Origin of the sequence: Poseidonibacter antarcticus (assembly GCF_003667345.1) — a bacterium.
Lineage (GTDB): Bacteria > Campylobacterota > Campylobacteria > Campylobacterales > Arcobacteraceae > Poseidonibacter > Poseidonibacter antarcticus.
The window spans coordinates 122,318-142,295 of record NZ_RCWF01000001.1; the positions used below are offsets into that span (position 1 = coordinate 122,318).

General features: G+C 25.6%; 21 protein-coding genes. 4 read left to right on the plus strand and 17 right to left on the minus strand.

Going from position 1 to position 19,978, the window contains the following annotated elements:
* Window positions 1-119: 119 nt before the first annotated feature.
* A complete protein-coding gene (locus tag D9T19_RS00620) occupies window positions 120-1,445 on the plus strand; it encodes a hypothetical protein (RefSeq protein ID WP_121626259.1) in 1,326 nt (441 codons plus the stop codon).
* The gene (locus tag D9T19_RS00625; RefSeq protein WP_121626260.1) at window positions 1,423-3,075 is read left to right on the plus strand and encodes a tetratricopeptide repeat protein; all 1,653 of its coding nucleotides are present in this window, start codon (window positions 1,423-1,425) and stop codon (window positions 3,073-3,075) included. Before D9T19_RS00620 ends, D9T19_RS00625 begins: the two co-directional genes overlap by 23 nt.
* Here the strand turns inward: D9T19_RS00625 and D9T19_RS00630 are convergent.
* Window positions 3,070-4,338, minus strand: a complete 1,269-nt coding sequence (locus tag D9T19_RS00630) for a cobyrinic acid a,c-diamide synthase CobB (protein WP_322900258.1) — start codon at window positions 4,336-4,338, stop codon at window positions 3,070-3,072. The genes D9T19_RS00625 and D9T19_RS00630 overlap by 6 nt on opposite strands.
* A 90-nt stretch (window positions 4,339-4,428) precedes the next feature.
* Here D9T19_RS00630 and D9T19_RS00635 point away from each other — a divergent pair, with 90 nt between their 5' ends.
* Window positions 4,429-5,172 (plus strand): metallophosphoesterase family protein, encoded by a 744-nt coding sequence (locus tag D9T19_RS00635; RefSeq protein ID WP_121626262.1) that lies wholly within the window; start codon window positions 4,429-4,431, stop codon window positions 5,170-5,172.
* On the opposite strand, the gene D9T19_RS00640 is transcribed toward D9T19_RS00635, so the two are convergent.
* The 7 genes from D9T19_RS00640 to D9T19_RS00670 all read right to left on the minus strand — a co-directional run bounded on the left by D9T19_RS00640 (window position 5,165) and on the right by D9T19_RS00670 (window position 10,959).
* Window positions 5,165-6,124 carry a FecCD family ABC transporter permease gene (locus tag D9T19_RS00640; RefSeq protein WP_121626263.1) on the minus strand — a complete coding sequence of 320 codons (960 nt, stop codon included), beginning with the start codon at window positions 6,122-6,124 and terminating at the stop codon, window positions 5,165-5,167. The two genes, D9T19_RS00635 and D9T19_RS00640, sit on opposite strands and share 8 nt — an antisense overlap.
* Window positions 6,121-6,819: an ATP-binding cassette domain-containing protein gene (locus D9T19_RS00645; RefSeq protein WP_121626264.1), complete on the minus strand. Its 699-nt coding sequence runs from the start codon at window positions 6,817-6,819 to the stop codon at window positions 6,121-6,123. Before D9T19_RS00645 ends, D9T19_RS00640 begins: the two co-directional genes overlap by 4 nt.
* Window positions 6,803-7,630 carry an ABC transporter substrate-binding protein gene (locus D9T19_RS00650; RefSeq protein ID WP_121626265.1) on the minus strand — a complete coding sequence of 276 codons (828 nt, stop codon included), beginning with the start codon at window positions 7,628-7,630 and terminating at the stop codon, window positions 6,803-6,805. Before D9T19_RS00650 ends, D9T19_RS00645 begins: the two co-directional genes overlap by 17 nt.
* Before the next feature lies 1 nt (window position 7,631).
* The gene (locus tag D9T19_RS00655; RefSeq protein ID WP_121626266.1) at window positions 7,632-9,461 is read right to left on the minus strand and encodes a TonB-dependent receptor plug domain-containing protein; all 1,830 of its coding nucleotides are present in this window, start codon (window positions 9,459-9,461) and stop codon (window positions 7,632-7,634) included.
* Between the two features lie 19 nt (window positions 9,462-9,480).
* Window positions 9,481-9,666 (minus strand): hypothetical protein, encoded by a 186-nt coding sequence (locus D9T19_RS00660; RefSeq protein ID WP_121626267.1) that lies wholly within the window; start codon window positions 9,664-9,666, stop codon window positions 9,481-9,483.
* 79 nt (window positions 9,667-9,745) lie between these two features.
* Entirely contained in the window at window positions 9,746-10,456 is a 711-nt protein-coding gene (locus D9T19_RS00665) for a sulfite exporter TauE/SafE family protein (protein ID WP_121626268.1), read from the minus strand.
* A complete protein-coding gene (locus tag D9T19_RS00670; RefSeq protein ID WP_121626269.1) occupies window positions 10,456-10,959 on the minus strand; it encodes a hypothetical protein in 504 nt (167 codons plus the stop codon). The genes D9T19_RS00665 and D9T19_RS00670 overlap by 1 nt, the downstream gene beginning before the upstream one ends.
* 290 nt (window positions 10,960-11,249) lie before the next feature.
* On the opposite strand from D9T19_RS00670, the gene D9T19_RS00675 reads away from it, so the two are divergent.
* Window positions 11,250-11,873, plus strand: a complete 624-nt coding sequence (locus tag D9T19_RS00675) for an HAD family hydrolase (protein ID WP_121626270.1) — start codon at window positions 11,250-11,252, stop codon at window positions 11,871-11,873.
* Here the strand turns inward: D9T19_RS00675 and D9T19_RS00680 are convergent.
* The 9 genes from D9T19_RS00680 to D9T19_RS00720 form a co-directional block, all read right to left on the minus strand.
* Window positions 11,866-12,645: an energy transducer TonB gene (locus D9T19_RS00680; protein ID WP_121626271.1), complete on the minus strand. Its 780-nt coding sequence runs from the start codon at window positions 12,643-12,645 to the stop codon at window positions 11,866-11,868. The genes D9T19_RS00675 and D9T19_RS00680 overlap by 8 nt on opposite strands.
* The gene (gene exbD / locus D9T19_RS00685) at window positions 12,642-13,019 is read right to left on the minus strand and encodes a TonB system transport protein ExbD (RefSeq protein ID WP_121626272.1); all 378 of its coding nucleotides are present in this window, start codon (window positions 13,017-13,019) and stop codon (window positions 12,642-12,644) included. Before exbD ends, D9T19_RS00680 begins: the two co-directional genes overlap by 4 nt.
* Window positions 13,000-13,425 (minus strand): TonB-system energizer ExbB, encoded by a 426-nt coding sequence (gene exbB, locus D9T19_RS00690; RefSeq protein WP_205588662.1) that lies wholly within the window; start codon window positions 13,423-13,425, stop codon window positions 13,000-13,002. Before exbB ends, exbD begins: the two co-directional genes overlap by 20 nt.
* Complete coding sequence (locus D9T19_RS00695; RefSeq protein ID WP_121626274.1) at window positions 13,394-14,863, minus strand: 4Fe-4S binding protein; 1,470 nt, start codon at window positions 14,861-14,863, stop codon at window positions 13,394-13,396. The genes exbB and D9T19_RS00695 overlap by 32 nt, the downstream gene beginning before the upstream one ends.
* A 9-nt stretch (window positions 14,864-14,872) precedes the next feature.
* On the minus strand, window positions 14,873-16,972 hold the full coding sequence (locus D9T19_RS00700; RefSeq protein WP_121626275.1) for a TonB-dependent receptor: 2,100 nt from the start codon (window positions 16,970-16,972) through the stop codon (window positions 14,873-14,875).
* A 122-nt stretch (window positions 16,973-17,094) separates the two neighbouring features.
* Window positions 17,095-17,520 carry an NfeD family protein gene (locus tag D9T19_RS00705; RefSeq protein WP_121626276.1) on the minus strand — a complete coding sequence of 142 codons (426 nt, stop codon included), beginning with the start codon at window positions 17,518-17,520 and terminating at the stop codon, window positions 17,095-17,097.
* On the minus strand, window positions 17,513-18,442 hold the full coding sequence (locus D9T19_RS00710; protein ID WP_121626656.1) for an SPFH domain-containing protein: 930 nt from the start codon (window positions 18,440-18,442) through the stop codon (window positions 17,513-17,515). Before D9T19_RS00710 ends, D9T19_RS00705 begins: the two co-directional genes overlap by 8 nt.
* Before the next feature lie 34 nt (window positions 18,443-18,476).
* Window positions 18,477-19,328, minus strand: a complete 852-nt coding sequence (locus D9T19_RS00715) for a sensor histidine kinase (protein ID WP_121626657.1) — start codon at window positions 19,326-19,328, stop codon at window positions 18,477-18,479.
* Complete coding sequence (locus D9T19_RS00720) at window positions 19,318-19,977, minus strand: response regulator transcription factor (protein WP_121626277.1); 660 nt, start codon at window positions 19,975-19,977, stop codon at window positions 19,318-19,320. The genes D9T19_RS00715 and D9T19_RS00720 overlap by 11 nt, the downstream gene beginning before the upstream one ends.
* Window position 19,978: the final 1 nt, after the last annotated feature.

Genomic DNA, 19,978 nt, shown 5'->3' on the forward strand with positions numbered 1-19,978 from the left:
TATTTTTTATATTATTAAAACTAATTAATAAAATTAGATGAAAATATCACCCTCTTTTTTATCTATGATAATACTACACTATGCTAGAATTAAAACAAAATACATTTTCAGGACTTTAAATGAAAAAAGCTTCAAATCTTATAGAAATATCACAAGTATTTGACCCTCAAAAGGTACTAACACTTAAAGATAAAGATTTACATCAAGATATTTATGAAAGTACTATTAAACCTTTAAAAATGAAATTATTAATAAATCAAATTCCTAGTAAAACATTTTTTATATGTGGTCAAATTGGTATGGGGAAAAGTACAGCTTTAAACTATTTACCAGATGATAAAATCAATAAAAAATTTGATGTAAAATATTTAACAGGTCGTGAACTATTTGCAATTAATGATATTGATATTATAGATATTCTTTTAATGTTAGGTTTTGAACTTATCAAAGATACAAGTTTGGAAGATAGATATTATGAAGGATTAAATAAATTAAAAGATATAAACTTAGAAACTTTAAAAATAAGCAAAGAACAAACTTGGGATTTTGAAAATGATAAAGAAGAGAGAAAAGAAATTGGTGCAAAACTAAATCTTTTAGTAAGTAAGTTTGATGGAAAAGTATTTAAAAACTTAAAAATGAATGAAAGAGAAAGACAATCTATTAGAGAAATATTTAGTATTGATAAAGCTAATCTTATTGATTTTATAAATGATATTATTTCTGATTATAAAAATGAAGTTATGCAAAAAGATAAAGATTTATTACTTATTATTGATGATTTAGAAAAAATATCAGATAAGAATATCATAAAAAAAGTCTTTGTAGATGATAACTGGGTATTTCATAAAATAAATTGTGTGAAAATTATTCCTATTCATATATTCTTACCTAGAACTTATTCTATGTTTAACAATGATTTAATAGATTTTGATTTTAGAATAGAAGCAAATAAACTTGATAAAAGTGAGTTATCAAAAGAAGAAAAAGCAAAAATAGACACAAATATAAATACACTCAAAAACCTAATAAAAGCACGGCTTATAGATGAAAAGTTTATATCAGAGGATGCATATACTGAAATAATAAAATATTCAGGTGGAAATATACGACAACTAATAGAAATCATATATCAAGCATCTATAAACCAACTAACAATAAGTGATATGGAAGGTACCGTTATCACAATAGAAGATGTAAAATGGGGAGTAAGTGAAATATCAAATCGACTTTCAAAAGCAGCTGATTCTAAAATAAGACTTTTAACACAAGTTGCAAAACATCATAAACTTTTTGATGTACCTACAGAAAAAGATTTGGAAGATTTTGATAGTTTACTTTTGGATAATCTTATATTCTTTCACAAAAATGGTACACATTGGTATGATGTAAACCCAATTATTCAAAAAACTGTAGAAGTATATGCAAAATCAGATAATAACTAAACTAGAAAAATATTTAGTATATGAAGATAAACTAAAACTAAATACACTAAATACAACTTTAAAAGTTCGTCCAAAGGGTGCTTATATTTCACTAATAGGTGTTGATAGTGATGAACTTTTAAATGCTTTTAAAGAATATTTAACAACTTTTGAGAATACTGAAATATTTAACTACAAATCAGAGCAAATTATAGATGAAATTATTACTTTAAATAAAGAAAAAACATATATTATTGATATATATAATATTCCCGATAGCTTTGATATAAAAAATATAGTACAACACTTTAGATTTAACCGAGACTTTATACCTGATAAGAATATCCGTATATTTATACTTGCATCAAATAAAACACTTGATGTTTTCAGTGAAAAAGCTTATGATTTTGTGACATTTAATAATTTTTATGGAAAATTCAAAGATAATAAATTTGACTTTAATTATAAAGTTAATAGTGAAAAGTTAGATAAACTAATAAAAGAATACAAAGATTTAAAACCAAATACAGCTAAAAAAATTCAAATAGATAAAATGATAAAAATTGCAAAAGAAGCTGAAAATATTGCAAAAAATGATATTTCTCTTAAATATCTGAATATGGCATTACCAAAAGCAAAGAAAATTAAAAATAATTCTATCCTTGGTTTACTATATACAGCATTTGGAAATATTTATTTTCAAAGTGTAAAATATGATTTAGCTTTGAGATATTATAATTATGCTTTAAAAATTGCACAAGAAATAAATGACAGTTTAAATAAAGCTACGCTTTTATCTAATATTGGGAATATTTATCTTAAATATAATATTGAAGATAAATCACTTCTTTATTATAAAAAAGCAGAAAAAATTAATAAAAAATTAAATAATAAATATGGATTATCAAATAATTATATATCTATTTCAGAAATATATATAAATTATAAAGACTATGATAAAGCATTTGAATATTTGGAAAAATCATTTGAATTGGCTGTTTTAGTAAATGATAATTTCAATATTTCTAAATATTATAATAATAAAGGAGTTATTTATTTAGAATGTTATGATTTAAATAAAGCTTTAGAATTATTCCAAAAAGGTTTAACTATGGCTAAAAATTATTTATATCATAGTCTTATAATAGCTTTTTTAATGAATATAGCTCGTGTTTATAAATTATTATTAAATTTTGACTTATCTTTAAAATATTTTCATAAAGCTTTAGTTTTAAATAAAGAATCGAAGTATATAGAAGATACTAAAGAATGTGAAATGAATATCAATGAAATAGAAAATATCCTAAATGGTGTAGATACTCATAACTATTTTAATACTCTAGTAAATAAAGATAGTAAAGCCAAAGATGATATTATAAAGTATCTTATCTATGAAGCAAATATTTTAAAAGAAAAGAAAAACTACAATGAAGCAAAAGAAAAACTACAAGAATCAGAAAAAATTGCAAATGAAATAAATCTAAAAGGTTTATTATGTGAAGTTTATATGTCGTCTTATGATTTTTATAAAACTATAAATGATAGCAAAATAGCAAATAAGTATTATAATAAAGCAAAATACATTATAAAAAATTCAGGTCATAAACTTTTTGAAAAAAGACTAAGTGAGATAAAAAACTCTCACTTATAAATCTAAATATCTTTTAATCTTAGAAAAGTTGTTTCTGTACATTGTATGAAGGTATGTTCCAAATACTTTCTTATTTTTAAATGCTCCGTAAACTTCATTTTGATTTTTCTTTTTGTATAAGGTATATTCACCTTTATTACTTCCTAAAACTTTTGTATAATGAAAAGCGTGTCCTGTCATTCCTAAATCATTTTGATAATACCCTAGCCTATTTGGACGAGATGTTAGTTCAAAATCTATTGCTAATAAGCCTAGCATTTTTTTATCATCTACTTTTTGTCCTAAAACTATAAGTCCAGCACATTCACCATAAACTACTTTTGTTTTTGCGTGATTTATTAATGATTCTTGAAATATTTTTGAGTTTTTGAATCTATCATAGGCTTTTTGTGTTTCTATATATCCACCACAGATAATGACAATATCACTATCGCTTGGAATTGCTTCATCTTTTATACTATTTACTATTGTAACTTTTTGAAAAGTTTCTTCTAAAAATTTCAAATTGTCATAATAAAGAAAAGTGAAGTTATCATCATATACAAGTGTTAAATGTTTATTATATTTTTTTATTGTTTCAAATGGATAGTTTTCTTTGTATTCATATTTAAAATTAGCTATTTCATCAAGCTTTTTTAGATCAATATTACAAAGAACTTCTTTTGAAATATCTTCAAGTTTATCTTTATCATTATTACTTAAATCTAATCCTAAATGAACAGATTCTAAAGTATCAAGTTTACTTTTTATCCATCCTAGAACTACAATATCATCAAAATCTTTTTCTACTTGTTTTTTTATAAGTTCAAAATGCATAGAAGATGAAATGTGATTAAAAACAACTGCTTTGATTGTATTACCTTTTTGATACTCTTTTAGTCCTTTTATTATGGCACTTAATGTTATATATGAACCACTTGCATCAAGTATCATAATAGTTGGTATATTTAAAAGCTTTGTAACGTCATAAGCTGATGAGCCTTTGTCCATTCCATCATAAAAGCCCATAACTCCTTCTAATATTGAAATATCTTTATTTGCGTAGTTATTAAACATCCACCTAACTTGATTTTCATTCATAATACAAGTGTCTAAATTTACACTAGGTGTATTACAAATCTTTTTATGAAATAGTGGGTCAATAAAATCTGGACCTATTTTAAAAGGTCTTACTGAATTTTTATAATGATAAAGCAAGGCTGTTGTTAATATCGTTTTACCCTGATTTGATGCTGTTGCACTTATACATAAAGCTTTTATGATTTATCCTTCTAATTGTTATATTTTGTATTTTATCCTAACTTGCTATAATTCCTAAATAATAAATATAAAGTTAAAAAAATAAGGAAAAAAATGAAAATCGCTATTTTATCTGATATAAAATCAAATGTTTACGCACTAAAAGAAGTTTTAATGGATGCAAAAAATAATGATGTTGATGTATTATTAAATCTTGGAGATTCTTTTTATGGACCTATTGCTCCAAAAGCTACTTATGATTTAATAAGACAAAATGAATTTATTACACTTTTAGGTGACGAAGATAGAAAAATTTTAGAAGCATCATTAGATCAGTTAGAAAATAACGATACATTAAGATACGTTTATAATGATTTAGGAGATGAAGTTTTATATTGGATTCAAGAACTACCATTTGAAAAACTAATTGGTGATGATTTTTATATGATTCATGGAACTTATCAAGATGACTCTTTATATATGTTAGAAGATATTTCAAGTGGAAAAGCAGTTTTAAGAGATGATAATAAAATATTAGAGATTCTTGATGATATTAAATCAAAATTTGTATTTTGCGGAAACTCTTGTACTCCAAGATGCGTAAACTTAAGTTCAGGACAAGTAGTAATAAATCCAGGTTCCGTAGGAATACAAGCTTTAAGTAAAGAAGAACCAAATAAACATATTATAGAAAATAACTCTATTGAAGCTTCTTATGTGATTTTGACAATTGATGATGAAAAATATGATATTGAATTAAGAAAAGTTGCTTATGATTTTGAAAGTGCTGCATTAAAAGCAAGTGCAAATAATAGAGAAGATTGGGCAAATGTTTTAAGAACAGGAAAAGTTAACTAGACCTGTTTCTTTTAATCAATAAATATACAAAAAATGGCGCACCTATAAATGCAGTTACAACACCAATTGGTAAACTTGAAGCTGTGTTTAGGTTTCGTGCAATTAAATCAGAAATTACTAAAAATATTCCACCATAAAAAAATACAGGAAAAATTAACTGATCAGCACTTTTTTTGTAAATCAACTTAACAATATGAGGAATAACAAGCCCAATAAAACCAATGGGACCAACAAAACTAATACTAACACCTACACAAATAGAAATAACTACAAGAAGTAAAAGATTTAATTTATGTACATTTAAACCTTTTAAAAATGCTGTATCATTTGAGATTAGAAGTAGTTTTATTTTTGCTTTATTAGAATAAATAGTAAAATACATAATTAAAGCCATTACAAAAATAATAGCTGGACTTTCAAAACCAACTGTATCTAAGCTACCTAATGTAAATCGTACAATTGAATAATTTTGTTCTAAATTACTCATATAAAAAACCAACATCAAAGCAGATGAATAAAAGTATGATAAAGCAATACCAATTAAAAGTATTGAATTTGTTGATACTGCAACTGTATTTTTGTTTATATTCTTAGAAATATAATAAAGAATAGTGATTGTAATTAGTGAGCCAAAAGCAGATGAAATAGATAAAATCATCGCAGGGAAAAATACAATCGAAATTGCTGTAAAAAGCGTAGTTCCACTTGCAATTCCTAAGGTATAAGGTGTTATAAGTGCATTTTTAAATATAATTTGAAAAATTAAACCACTTAAAGCAAGTATTCCACCAACTAAAAAAGCTAATAAAACTCTTGAAACTCTTAAATCCCAAAATACTTTGTAAGTAATTGTTGAGGTATCTAAAATTTCATTTAGATTTAATATAATTTCACCTAAAAATGGAGATATTATAAGAATAATTGCTGAGATAATATATAAGCCAAGTTTCATAAGTTTACCACCAAATGCTCATTTACTTTTTGTATTGAATTATTATAAAATCTTTTTAGGTTTTCTGTTGAAAAGAATTCATCATTTTCTCCAAAAAACAGTATTTTCCCATCTTTCATATATAAAACTTTATACTTTAAAGCATAAGCTAAATCAAGATTATGAGTGATTACTATTTTTTGTTGTAGGTAATTGGCTTTAAAAATATCAAAAACTTCTTTTAGTCTTGAAATATCTAAGTTTGCAGTTAACTCATCAAAAATAGTGATTTTTGCATTGTGCATAATACTTGAACCTAAAAGTAAAAGTTGTTTTTCACCTGAACTAAAGGCTTTACAGTGCTTGTGTTCTAGTTTTTCTAAGTTTAAAATATTTATTAAATCATCGATTTTTTTATTATCAATTTGATTAATACACGCTAATTCAAAAAATTCTCTTAAAGTTATGTACTCATCAAATATTGATAGTTTTGGTGGAATATAGTTTATATATTCACTTCTTTTATTATCACTTAAATCTGAAATATTTTGATTAAAAACATTTACATTATTGTTTTCAATTAAATTAGATAAAACCTTTGCAAGAGTTGACTTCCCTGCTCCATTTTCACCTAAAATAATTAAGTTTTCATTTGTCTTTAAAGAAAATGTAATATCTGATAGAATATTGCTATTATAGTTATTTATTTCTAACATTTTCTAATATCTTTTTAAAATCTTTCATAAAATAAATCACTCTTTGACTTGGAATTCCTGCGTATAGTTTATCTACAACATAAATATTTTTCTTTACACTTGCATTTATAGGAAGTGTTTGCCAAAGTTTTATCAACTCTTTTTGCTCTTTTTCTTTTCCATCTAAAAATGGTGAAATCATTACGATAATATCTGGATTCATATTTATAATCTTTTCACTATTTACAACTGGTTGATTTGTACTCGTTGAAAAATAAGCATTTTTATTTCCTGAAGCTTTTATAATATCTTCAAAATATAAGTTGTTACCTGTAATATATATTTGATTATTCAAATTTTTTCGTGGACCAATTACAATTAATATTTTTTTGTCAAGTACAATATTTTCTAATGATTTTAAAGAAGTATCAATCTTAGAAATTAGTTCATTTGCTTTTTTCTGCTTTCCAAAATATTCACCTAAAGTTTTGATAGTATTTTTAATAGAATCTAAGGTATCAGTTTTAAAAACCATAGTTTTAATATTTAGATTTTTAAGATTTCCTAGCATTTTTGCATCATAATTTTGTGCAATTACTACTGTTGGTTTTGCTTCAAGGATTTTTTCTAAGGAAATAGTAGAATATCCACCAACTTTTTTCACTTTTTTAGACTCAAGAGGAAAATCACAATATTTTGTATTTGCAACTACATTTTTTCCCATTCCAAGAGCGTAAACTATTTCATTTATTGAAGGAGTCAGAGTTACAATTCTGCTCTCCCCCATTAAATTTATACAGAAAAATAAAAGTATAAATATATATTTATTCATATTAGAATGTAGCCTTTAAACCTATGTATGCACTTCTCTCAGCTGTTGCGTAACCATCAACTGTTTGATAATATTTATCAAATAAGTTATCAACTTTTAAGTAAGTTGAGAAAGTTTTGTTGATTTCATAGTTAATTACTGAATTCCAAACTGTGTATCTTCCCGTTTGAGCACCTGCTTTATTTGCACTATTATATCTAGTTCCTACGTATGAACCATTAACATTTAAATGTAATTTATCAATTCCATAATAATCAACTCCAAATCCAACTTGTCTTTTTGCACGTCTTGCTAAGTCTTCTCCATCACTATCTTGTGCGCTTAAATGAGTATAGTTTAAACTTAATAATGCATCTGCACCTAAATTATGTTTATAAGCAAATTCATAACCTTTTAATGTTGATGTTCCATCTATATTATTGTATTTAGATGTAGCAAAATCATAATCAATCATATCTTTTATTTTACTATTAAAATATGTTACAGAGAAACCTTGATATTCAACTTGGAAATCATAATTTTTTGTCTCTTCTGGATTTAAGTCTTCATTTCCATAATATGAATATAAATTATATAAAGTTGGAACATTATAAGCAGTACCATAATTTGCACTTACATTTAAATCCTTCCAAATATATTGTTTTATTCCTATTTTAGCAGTTGTTTTATCATCAAATTTTGTATATGAATCAAATCGTAAAGATTCTGTTATGATTGTTTTATTATCATTAAATTTATTGCTATTCGTTATAAAAACAGCTTTATTATTATATTTTTCATTTAAATCATTTTTATGTTCAAATGATTTATAATCTGCTCCTAAAACTAAAAAAGAACTATCATTTAAATATGCAATATTTGTTTTTACTCCATACTCTTTTACAACACCATCATACTCTGATAGTGAACCGTATGCAGGGTAGTAGTATTCTCTATCAAATTCAGATCTTTTTGCATAAATATCTGTTGTTGCAAAATCATTTTTATTTTCATAAGAAATTGTTGAAAATTTATCTTTTGTACTTGATGTATTATACGCATCAGCACTTGAACTATCAAAATTACTATCTGCATCAATAATTGTGTGTGATACATCAATTTTATTTGAATCATCAATATTATAACCAGCTTTTAAATTTACAGTTAAGTTTTCATATCCATCATCTTCTAAACCTAATTTATCGCCTCTTTTTCCATAATCAGCAGAAGACTTCTTTGCAACAAAAGAAGAATAACCATCTGTATCTATTTTATGAATAGAACCTTTTACATAATATTTATCTGTTTTATGTGATAAATTCATACCGTATTTTTTAGTATCAAATGATCCATACTCTACATTTATATCACCATGAGTACCTGATTTTGCAGTTTTTGTAATAATATTAATTACACCCGCACTAGCATCAGCACCCCAAACACCACTTTGTGCGCCTTTTACAACTTCTATTTGCTCAATATCTTCTATCATTAAATGCTCAAAAGGAGCGCCACTTAATCCTGTAATATCGTTGTATCTAATTCCATCAATTAGAACTAAAGTTCTTTTTGAATCATTACCTCTTACATAAACAGATGATGAATTACCTAATCCACCATTACTAGTAAATGATATTCCAGGAAGTGTATTTAAAGCTTCTGTAACACTACTAAAGTGTCTTTCTTCTATTTCTTCACTTGTAATAACATCTATATTTGATGTAACATCTTTGATTGACTGAGCTGTTTTTGTAGCACTTGTAACTGTGATTGGAGCTAATTCTTCTGTAGCGTAGATATTTGTTGCAATAAGTAAGCTTGCAACTATACTTGTAGATATTTTCTTATTCATTCTTTATTTTCCTAATTTTTTATATTTTATTTGTTGAATCTAAGTTTATGGGTTTTAATTGTTTTGCTAGTAATATTTTCATTGTTTCTGGTAAAGTACTATGTAAAATTGCATCAATTGTGCAGTAAAAAGATTGCATTTTTTTATCAACAGTAGCTGCTAATAGTCCAAAAATTGTAAAATATTTTTTTGATTTACTAATCATATATCCCTCCTTTAAAAAGTTTTTGAATTTAAGTGAAGGGATTATATAGAAAAGTTGATAAAACTATTGAATTAATAATTTATATATGACAGCTTAATATAGATTTTGTAGGATCAATGATATATTCATAACCGTGATAAACTATATAAAAACCAAAGGCTATTACTAATATAGAAGCTAGTTTTATAAATAATCCTCTTAAATTTGATTGTTTAAATAAGCCTACGAAAAAACCTAAAGAAAATAAAGCAGGTATAGTGCTAAGTCCAAATATCAACATTACAAAAGCACCCCAAAAAGCACTTCCTGTACTTGCAGCTGTTATTGCAAAGACATATACAAAACCACATGGAAGTAAGCCATTTAACATTCCTAATAAATAAAAACTAAATAGTGAATCTGAACCTAAAAGTGATTTGAATGTATTTTGATAAAGTGGAGATTTTGAACATGAGTGTTCTAAGATTGTTAAAAATTTGATTTTTCCCATTAGTGAGAGTCCAACTAAGACCATCATTAAGCCTGTAATTACTAAAAATATTCCACTTGTCATATTATCGAAAGTTACAACGCCACCTACTAAACCAAATAATGCTCCTAGAATCATATATGTTGTAACTCTACCAAACGAGTAAAGAAGATGGGCTATTGCTTGTACTTTTTTTGACCATTCATCTCTAATTTTGGTACTTGAATAGGCGATTACAATTCCCCCACACATACCAACACAGTGTCCAAAAGAACCTAAAAATGCAATTGTTATTATTGATATTATACTTATCGTTTCCATTATTTACTCATTAATTCTTTTTTAATATATGGGTTAGTTAGGTTTTCACCACGAAGCATCATTAAAATCATAGCTTCAAAATCTACATATCCCTCTTGTTTTACTTTATTAGCACCAAAACCATAGTTCATAGGAGTTGTATCTGTTCTCATATACCAAGCATCCCTTGCATTTATATATTCATTTGTATCATTTGTATATACCCAAAGAGTTGCTTCTTTTTGGAATTTTATATTGTGATACCACAAAGACATACATCCAACATCATCAAAAAACCAAGTTCTTCCATCAGGGGCAACTGCTTGTGCTGAATGTCTTTTATTTACTATTGTCATACCACATTGTGAATCTTGAAAATGATTTAATTTTATATCTACTGGTTGATGTGTATGATTTCCTTCATGAATAACAACCATTTGTTTTTTATTAGACATTGATAAAAATATTATGACAATTACGGCTATTATTATGATTATTGTTAAAAAAGGTAAGATCTTTTTCATTTATTAAACTCCAAGGTTTGTATTATACAAAAAAAAAGCTTCACAAAGATTTGTGAAGCCGCATTCAAATTTATTATATTAATTATAGGATACTAATCTTGTATATAATCAGTTTAGTAGGAGGATTAAACTAGTAAATATCCTAAGTTGTGTGAAAGTATAACGATTAAATGTTAATTAATTGTTAAATGAAGATATCTTTTGTCCTATATATTGTTTTTGTCTAAATTTAATCTTCCTTTATAGTTTTAATCATATAATACAAAAAATATTTACCTTAGGAAAAATTTATGCGTTTAATTATGTTTGATATGGATGGAACTTTAATAAATAGTGGCTTTGCTATCACAAATAGTATTAATTATGTAAGAGAAAATTTAGGACTTGAAGAATTAGAAAGAAATTATATTTTAGAAAAATTAAATGAGCCAGATATAAATTCAGCTGAGTTTTTTTATGGTACAAAAGAGTTTACTCCTAAACAAACAAAGCTTTTTGAAGAATACTATGATAAACATTGTTTAAGTGATTTAGTACTTTATGATGGTATTGCAAAGTTAATTAATGATTTAAAAGGTGATTTCAAACTTGCTGTTGCAACAAATGCTAATTCTTTATATGCAAGAAGAATGTTAAATCACGTGGGAATTGGAGAGAATTTTTCTACAATTCTAGGTTATGATAGTGTGAAAAATCCTAAACCACATCCTGAAATGGTAAATAAAATCTTAAATAAATACAGTGTTTCAAATACAAATGCGCAAATGATTGGCGATTCTCACAAAGACATAATAGCAGCTACAAAAGCTGGTGTTGATTCAGTTTTAGTAAATTGGGGATTTTCAAATCATGAAAAAGATGCAATTGAAACAATAGAACAATTAGAAGAAAAGATATATAAAAAATTTAGATAAGTTTATATTCAATTGGTATTATAATTACAATATCTTTTGATACTCTAGGGAAAAAAGAAGAAGCATTTTCAACTGCTTGAATTGTTGCTTTTTGCAAATGTCTACTTCCACTTAATATCGTGATATTAGTAACTTCACCATTTTTAAGTAAAGTAAATTTCACTCTTACTACATCTTGGATATGCATTATTCTTGCACGTTTAGGATACTTTACATTTTTATTAATGTAGCTTCTAATTTGCGCAAGATGTTGATTTAGATAATTTTCTCTTACATCAACTTCTTTAGGTGTTGAAACTACTTTTTTAGCTACATTTGAAACTTTACTCTCACTAGGTGCTTTTTTTTCTACAACTTTTTCTATTTTTTGATTTTTAGGCTTTGTAACTTCTCGTTTTTTAATTTCTTTTGTTTTTTTAGCTTTAACTACTTTTTCTACTTTTTTCTTAACTATCTTCTTTTTTACTATTTTTTTTGGTTTTGGTTTTGGTTTCTTAGCTTCTACTTTTTTTATGACTTTCTTTTTTTCTATTTTTTTAGGCTCAACTTTTTTAGCTTCTACTTTCTTAGGTTTTACATCTTCTTGTTTTTCTTCTACTGGTTTTTTCTTTATAACTTCTTTTTCTAATTTAATATGATTTAGAGATATTATTTTTGAAGATTCTGATTTCTTCGCTTTGATTTTTTCATCTGCAAACATTGCAAATAATGCAAAAGCGATAATTAGATATAAAGCTAATGTAATAAAAAATGAGTTTAAATATCGTTTCATTTCTTCGTCACAATAGAAATATTTGAATACTCGTGTTCTTTTAACATATCTAAAACTTGTACAAAAGTTTCAAACTTTGAGTCTTTATCACTATTTATATGAATTGGCGTATCTTTTGGCAAAAGTAATATATGTTTTTTTATATCTTCTAGTCCACTTATATTTTTACCTGCGAATATTGTATTATCTTTTTTAATTGTAATTATAATTTCTTTTTTCTCTTTTATATTACTAGCACTTTTAGCATCAGGTAAAGATACAGGAATAATACCTTTTGAAATAAAAGTGGAAGTGAGTAAAACAATTGTTAATAATACTAATAATACATCTATAAAAGGTATTACGTTTATTGAATCAAACTTCTTCAGTTTCATAAGAACTCTCTAAAACTTCAGCATATCTTCCTAAAATATTATAAAAAATTTGAGATATAATAGCAACAACTAATCCAGCTGCTGTTGCTTTTAATGCAAGTGCAAGTGAACTCATAATTTTAGCAGCTTCAATATCACCACTTCCCATAGTAATAAATGTAAGCATAATAGCTAATACAGTACCTAATAAGCCTATATATGGTGAATTTGAGGCAATTGTACCTATAATTGTTAGATTACGTGTAAGAGCTACATCTAAGGTCTTCTTATTTTTAAATACTTTTACATCTAGTTTTCTATAAAAGAATATTCTTTCAATAAAAAACCAAACTGATATAAAACTCATAAAAATCAATAGAGCAATAACTCCGTAATCAACTAAGTTCTTTAAAAATTCTATATCCATTATTTATTTCCTTAATTATTTTTAGTTCTAAACTAGAATGATTATGTCCACTCTTTTTAGCTCCATAAGTTTTAAACACATATCCTGTATAAAAATTTAATGCCATATAAAAAATGATTAAAAGCGATGCAAAAGGGAATGCTATAAACTTTAAATGCTTTTTTGCATCAATAAGTTTTAATCTTTTTACCATTAAAACAAAAGCCCAAATATAACCTAAATGTGAAAATAAAGCAAATATATGAACCCATGAATCTCTTCTCGTTGCTAATGGTTTAATATTCTCATATCCAAGTGCAAAAGCTTGATTAAACCCATTGAATATATTTGAAGCATATGAATAAAAGAAAAACTCACCAATATGAGATAATCCCCCAATTATAAATAGAGGGGCAAAAGCATAACCTAACGTATAAAATACTTTTTCATAAGGAACATTCATAATTTTAGAAGCAATAAACATACCAATAGTACTCAATATTATAGCTATTAAAACAGCATATAAAACAGCAAAAAAGCCAATAGCGTCAATTGTACCAAAATTTATAAATGATTCAAAATATCTTGCAGTTTTTACCCAAAAAAAGTCTTCAACAATTGCACTTCTACCCAAAGCATGATGAAAACTCATTGTTAAACTAATTACTGCAGTAATTAAAATAATAGCCCATACTTCAACCTTCTTTGTTTTAAAATTTTTAAAAGATTTACTTGAAGGTTTTATAATTTTAAAACTAATAGCATCACAAGCTTTTGTACAATCCATACATAAAGTACAATCATCCATTGAATTCTTCTTAGCAAAAGTAAAAGGTTTCAAGTTATAACTACAGGCACTAGCACACTCAAATGTCTTACATGATTTACAATTATCTGTGTAAGTCTCAAGTTTTGTAAAACTTACTATGGAAAAAGCTTTTGTCATAGTTCCAATTGGACAAATATTTTTACAATAAGCCATTTCATCATAAATAAAATAAAATAAAATAGCAACAAGTGTTAATACTAGAAAAAATACAGCTGACATATATGGTGTTTTAAATAATCCAGGATATAAATAATAAGTCAACCACCAGCCAATAACTAATAAAAATACACCTATAAATGGATTTGCTAAGTTTTTTGGCATTTTCTTTTTTAAGCCAATTTTTGTGATAAATTTTCCTATAAAAGCATGAGGACATATTCCACAAAAGATTCTTCCAAAGGTTGATAAAGAAACAACCATAAAAAATGGCCAAAATAAACTCCAAAAAACTGCAGTTGTAAACAAATTATCTTTTTTTTCTGGATTTATAAAACCAAAAGTAATTGCATAAATAAAAAGACCAAAAGTTAAAACTTGAACCGTTTTTATAAATATTTGGTTTTTAAAAATTGTTTTTAGAATAAACATCGAAAAAATGTCATTTTTATCTCTATTAATATTTTTTACCATTCTTTCTCCCTAAAAACTATAACTATACGTAAGCATAAGACTTCTAGGTGCTGCTGCTTTATATGATTCACTTCCATATACATCTTTAGAAGCCTCTAATGCATAGAATTTATCAAAAACATTATTTACATTCAATTGAATATTATGTTCTTTCTTTTCATAACCAATCATAAAATCAGTAATTAAAGAATAACCTTCATATTTTGAAGTATTTGCATTATCCATATAATAACTTCCATAAGATTTTGTAGTTATTCTTGATTTTAAACCATTAACTAAATGCATTGAAACAAATAAAGAATATTGATTTTTAGGAATATAAGGTAAATAATTCCCATCTCTTGAAACTAAATTTCCACTAACAGATTCATTAAAAGTTTTAAATTTGTAATTACTATATGAATAAGCACCTCCTACTTGAAAGTTTTTGTTCAAATTATAAGCTATATTAAATTCTAAACCTTTTTTACTAGTTTCTCCAGCATTATCATATATTGAATTTCCATTTGCATCCAAAATCTGAATTATTTCATCTTTCACATCATTTTGATAAATAGCTAAATCTGATGATAAGTTTTCATTTCTTGTTTTTAAACCAATTTCATAATTAATACTATTAGTTTTTCTTAATGATTCTTTATCACCTAATTCACTTGTTGTAGGTGCTTGATTAGCTTTTGCAAAAGAAATATAAATATTTGAACTATCATTTAAAGCATAACTAGCTCCAAGTTTTGCAGAGAATAAAGTAAAGTCTTTATTTATATCATAATCTCCAATTCCATTTTCATAACTCTTTGTTGAATAATTATAACTAGTAGCTTCATTCCCTGAAATATCAAAATCTAATTTATCAATTCTCGTACTAATATCAATCGACAAGTTTTTAGTAGGCTTAAAAGACTCCATTGCATATATACCATACAAAGTCGTATTTGTATCTTCAACTGAAGCAAGACTTCCTTTATTATTTGATAAGGTATTATTTATTTGAGTAACACTTCCTGCCCAAGATGAAATTGTCGAAGTATTTAAATCTCTATAAGTATATTTTTTTGCATTATTTGTTACATCTTTTTTCCATGTAAATCCTGTTACAAAACTTGCATCATTTGAAAATAGCTTATGAGTATTATTTAATTCTAAATCTGTTCCAAATACATTATTATCACTACTATCATTAATCATTCCTGTTACTGGATGATAATGATCCCATGTATTAAAATATACTCTAGGTTTAAAAGTAAAATTTTCAAATTCTTTTTCATATTTTGTATTTAAAGAATATATTTCAGAATTTCTTGCACTATTTTGCCATTGATATGAAGTATCATGCTGTTTTCCTGTTTGTTTATATTCCTCAAACTCAGCTTTAGTCATTGAAGTAGGAAGATTTAAATCTGACTTGGTATAAGCAAATTCAGATTCAAGAATTGAATCATCATTAAAAATATGACCATATTTTATACTAGCTTGTGTAGAATCAAATTCATTATTATCTCTCCATTTATTATCAAGCGTTCTTTTACTAAAAGAAAAAGAGGTAAAGTCATTTTCACTTAAAGCTTGTGATAATTTTAGATTTATATTTTTTTGACCATCATTCCCCATTCCAACTTTTATTCTATTAGAAGAATCATCAAAAACTGACTTTGTAATAAGCTGAATTACTCCACCCGTTGCATTAGCAGCATTAATAGAACCTGGCCCTTTTTGTACTTCTATACTTGAAACATCTTGCATATCAATATAATCAAATCTAGTAAATGAATCAGGATCTGTCATAGGAACGCCATCTTTAATAACCATAATTTCTCGTACTCCATATCTAGCTTTTAGCCCTGCTCCTCTAATTATAAGTTTAGGACTTGAAGAATTTGAAGAAGATTGTGCAATAACACCTGGAATATTTTCTATTGCTTGTTGAATATTCAATATATTTTTATCTTCAATAGTTTTATTATCAACAACAGCAATACTTTGTGTTACTTCTTTTGTAGGAGTTTTAATTTTAGTTGCAGTTACAGACATTTGTTCTAAAACTACTTCGCGAGAAAAAGATGTAGAAGTTAATGTAAGAAGTGCAAATAAAGAGTGTTTAATTCTCATTTTATACCTTAAAATAATTTTTAATATTATAAGGTTGCTTTGTTAACTTTTCATTAATTATTTGTTAATTATTTGTTAAGTTTTAGAATAAAAGAAACTAAAAAAGTTAGTTTCTTAAAGATTTATTTTTTACTTATAGTTGCAGAATTTTTATGAGTTTTAGTTACGATTACTTTTTCGCCTTCGTTAAATTTTGATTCATCAATTGAACCATCAATTTGCCAATACGTTCCCTTGTAATAAACTTTTTGATTTTTGATTTCACCAAAGCCTTTTTCATCCAAAAAATTATCACTTATATTCTCATCTGATTCCAAAAACTTTTCAAAAGCTTTTTTTCGTAATAAAACAAGTAATAAAACAGAGATAAAAGATGCAATTGCTAATTGCCAAACTCCGTCACTAAAAGGATAAAAATAAGAGATTAATGCAGTTATTATAAAACCTATCCCAAACCAAATAAGAATAAATGATGTAATAATTGCTTCAAAAGCAATTAAAATCACACCAATTCCAAGTAAAATATATGGGTTAAATACTTCAAGCATTATTTTTACTTTCGTTGCTAACACCCTTGAAGAAAGCATCACCTAAAACACTTGTACTTCCAATCATTTGTGTTACGTCATAAGGTAAAATCATTTTATCATTTGATGGACTCTCCGCCAAGGCTTTAAATGCTGCAACTCTATCTTTTGCAAGTAAAAATTCTGCACCTTTTTCATTTTGAGACATTGATTCATTTAGTAAAATCATTGCTTCTTTTTGACCAGCTGCTACTTGTTCTTGTTCATATCTTTTTGCATCTGCCATTCGCTCAATTGCTTCTGCTTTTAAAAATTGTTCTTGTCTAAAACCTTCAGCTTTTAATATCACAGATTCTTTATCAGCTCTTGCTTTTGTTTCTATAGCTCTTTTTTCTCGCTCAGCTTCCATTTGCATATTCATAGCACGTTCAATTTCACTTGGAACTGAAATATCAGATATTTCAACTCTTGTAACTTTAATTCCCCAGTTTGCTGCTGCACTTCCTAATTCATTTTGTAGTTTTGCATTTAAAGTTTCTCTATTTGATAAAGTATCATCTAAATCCATTCCTCCAATTTCAGCTCGAAGGGTTGTCATTGCTAAATTTGCAATAGCATTTTTAAAATCTACTACATTATATGTAGCTTCTTTTGCATCATCAACCTTACAAAATACTATTCCATCAATAGAAATATTTACATTATCTCTTGTAATCACAGATTGTTTTGCAATATCTACTAACTGCTCTCTTGAAGTTAAAACTATTCTAATAGAATCTACAATAGGAATAATTAAATGAAAACCACCATGAAGTATTTTATAATATTTTCCTAATCTTTCTACAACATAAAGATCAGATTGAGGAACAATACGAACTCCTTTTAAAGTTATAACTAATGCAAAAATTATAATTGCAACAGCAAAAACTACATTTTCTTCTATTACCATAGTAATCCTTTTTTATCTTATTTCTTATTTAAGCGATTATATTTTTAATATTTAAATTAAATGTATTACCATTTGGATGTGTATCTATTTTAATAATAATCTTATTTTTATCACAAAACTCTTTTACAATATTTAATCCTAAACCAAAACCTTCATGTGAAGGGTCTGTTTGATAATATCTATCAAAAATTATAAGTAAATTTTTTGTATCAATTTTTTCACCCTTATTAAATATTGATAATATATTATCATTAAAGCTAATATCAATTTCAGGATCTTGCTTTGTATTATATTTTATTGCATTTAGTATAAGATTATCAATTACTTTTAAAAAACCATTTGTATCAGTTAAAAGTTTTATATCAGGAACGTTTGATTTAATAATAGTATCTTTTTTAATATCATCAAATTTATTTATAGAATTTGCAATAACTTCATCTAAAAAACAGTTTTGCTTTTCAATTTTATCTATTTCTTTTTTGATATTATATTCCATATCTTCATATAATTTAATAAGATTATTAGAAGCTTCTTTGATACGATTAAGACGTTTTAAACTCTTTTCATCTGTAATTTTCTTTTCTAAAAGCTGCGTATTCATTTTGATAGTTGAAACTGGGATATTTAGTTCGTGGATAGTTTCTTTTAAATTCTTTTGTAAATTATCATCACTTGTAAATAAAGGTTTTAAAATACTTGAAGTAAAACTAAGAAAAATAATAATCCCAAGAACTAATAAAGGAATTATTATATATATGAAATTATCTTGATTTAAACCAAATACTGAGATTAAAACATAATTAACATATAAAATTATAACAAGAGAAAAAGTAAATATAATAGAAATAGAAATTAAAAAATCTTTTTTCTTAGAATTCAATTTTATATCCAATACCTTTAATATTATGAATAGACTCTTTTCCTAAAAGTTTCTTAACTTGATTTATATAAACTCGTATTGAACCTTCACTATAGTCTTCATCAATATTCCAAAGCTTTGAAATAATCATCTCTTTTGTAACAATTGAACCTCTATTCTCAATAAATAATTCTATTAGCTCTGAAATTTTTATAGGAAGATTTAAATCTTTATTATCATCTAAAATCCTTTTTGTTGTAGGATTAAATGTTAAATGTGAATTTAATTCAACAATATCAAATTGCTTTTTATTTCTTTTTAATAAAGCTTTTATTCGTAAAATAAGTTCATCTAAATCAACGGGTTTTTTTATATAATCATCACAACCATTTAAAAAACCCTCGTGCAAAGTATCTTTATCTTTATATGATGTTAAAAATATAGATGGAGTTTCATCTCCTGCACTACGTAATTGTTTTAATAAATCTAATCCATTGATTTTAGGTACATTTATATCAAAAATATACAAATCATAATTTTTTTCATAATTTAAATTAAGACATTCCTCACCATCAAAAGCTAAATCCACACTAAAACCTTCTTCACAAAGAAAGTCTTCTAGCGTATTTGCAAATAGTTCGTCATCTTCTAAAACCAATATATTAAACATT

Bases quoted from the DNA above. Each gene is read 5' to 3' on its own strand.
- D9T19_RS00680 (WP_121626271.1), bottom strand. From the start codon at position 12,645: ATGAAACGATATTTAAACTCATTTTTTATTACATTAGCTTTATATCTA.
- exbB (WP_205588662.1), bottom strand. From the start codon at position 13,425: ATGGATATAGAATTTTTAAAGAACTTAGTTGATTACGGAGTTATTGCT.
- D9T19_RS00655 (WP_121626266.1), bottom strand. From the start codon at position 9,461: ATGAATAAGAAAATATCTACAAGTATAGTTGCAAGCTTACTTATTGCA.
- D9T19_RS00650 (WP_121626265.1), bottom strand. From the start codon at position 7,630: ATGAATAAATATATATTTATACTTTTATTTTTCTGTATAAATTTAATG.
- D9T19_RS00645 (WP_121626264.1), bottom strand. From the start codon at position 6,819: ATGTTAGAAATAAATAACTATAATAGCAATATTCTATCAGATATTACA.
- exbD (WP_121626272.1), bottom strand. From the start codon at position 13,019: ATGAAACTGAAGAAGTTTGATTCAATAAACGTAATACCTTTTATAGAT.
- D9T19_RS00720 (WP_121626277.1), bottom strand. From the start codon at position 19,977: ATGTTTAATATATTGGTTTTAGAAGATGACGAACTATTTGCAAATACG.
- D9T19_RS00670 (WP_121626269.1), bottom strand. From the start codon at position 10,959: ATGAAAAAGATCTTACCTTTTTTAACAATAATCATAATAATAGCCGTA.
- D9T19_RS00660 (WP_121626267.1), bottom strand. From the start codon at position 9,666: ATGATTAGTAAATCAAAAAAATATTTTACAATTTTTGGACTATTAGCA.
- D9T19_RS00695 (WP_121626274.1), bottom strand. From the start codon at position 14,863: ATGGTAAAAAATATTAATAGAGATAAAAATGACATTTTTTCGATGTTT.
- D9T19_RS00665 (WP_121626268.1), bottom strand. From the start codon at position 10,456: ATGGAAACGATAAGTATAATATCAATAATAACAATTGCATTTTTAGGT.
- D9T19_RS00675 (WP_121626270.1), top strand. From the start codon at position 11,250: ATGCGTTTAATTATGTTTGATATGGATGGAACTTTAATAAATAGTGGC.
- D9T19_RS00620 (WP_121626259.1), top strand. From the start codon at position 120: ATGAAAAAAGCTTCAAATCTTATAGAAATATCACAAGTATTTGACCCT.
- D9T19_RS00700 (WP_121626275.1), bottom strand. From the start codon at position 16,972: ATGAGAATTAAACACTCTTTATTTGCACTTCTTACATTAACTTCTACA.
- D9T19_RS00635 (WP_121626262.1), top strand. From the start codon at position 4,429: ATGAAAATCGCTATTTTATCTGATATAAAATCAAATGTTTACGCACTA.
- D9T19_RS00640 (WP_121626263.1), bottom strand. From the start codon at position 6,124: ATGAAACTTGGCTTATATATTATCTCAGCAATTATTCTTATAATATCT.
- D9T19_RS00705 (WP_121626276.1), bottom strand. From the start codon at position 17,520: ATGCTTGAAGTATTTAACCCATATATTTTACTTGGAATTGGTGTGATT.
- D9T19_RS00625 (WP_121626260.1), top strand. From the start codon at position 1,423: ATGCAAAATCAGATAATAACTAAACTAGAAAAATATTTAGTATATGAA.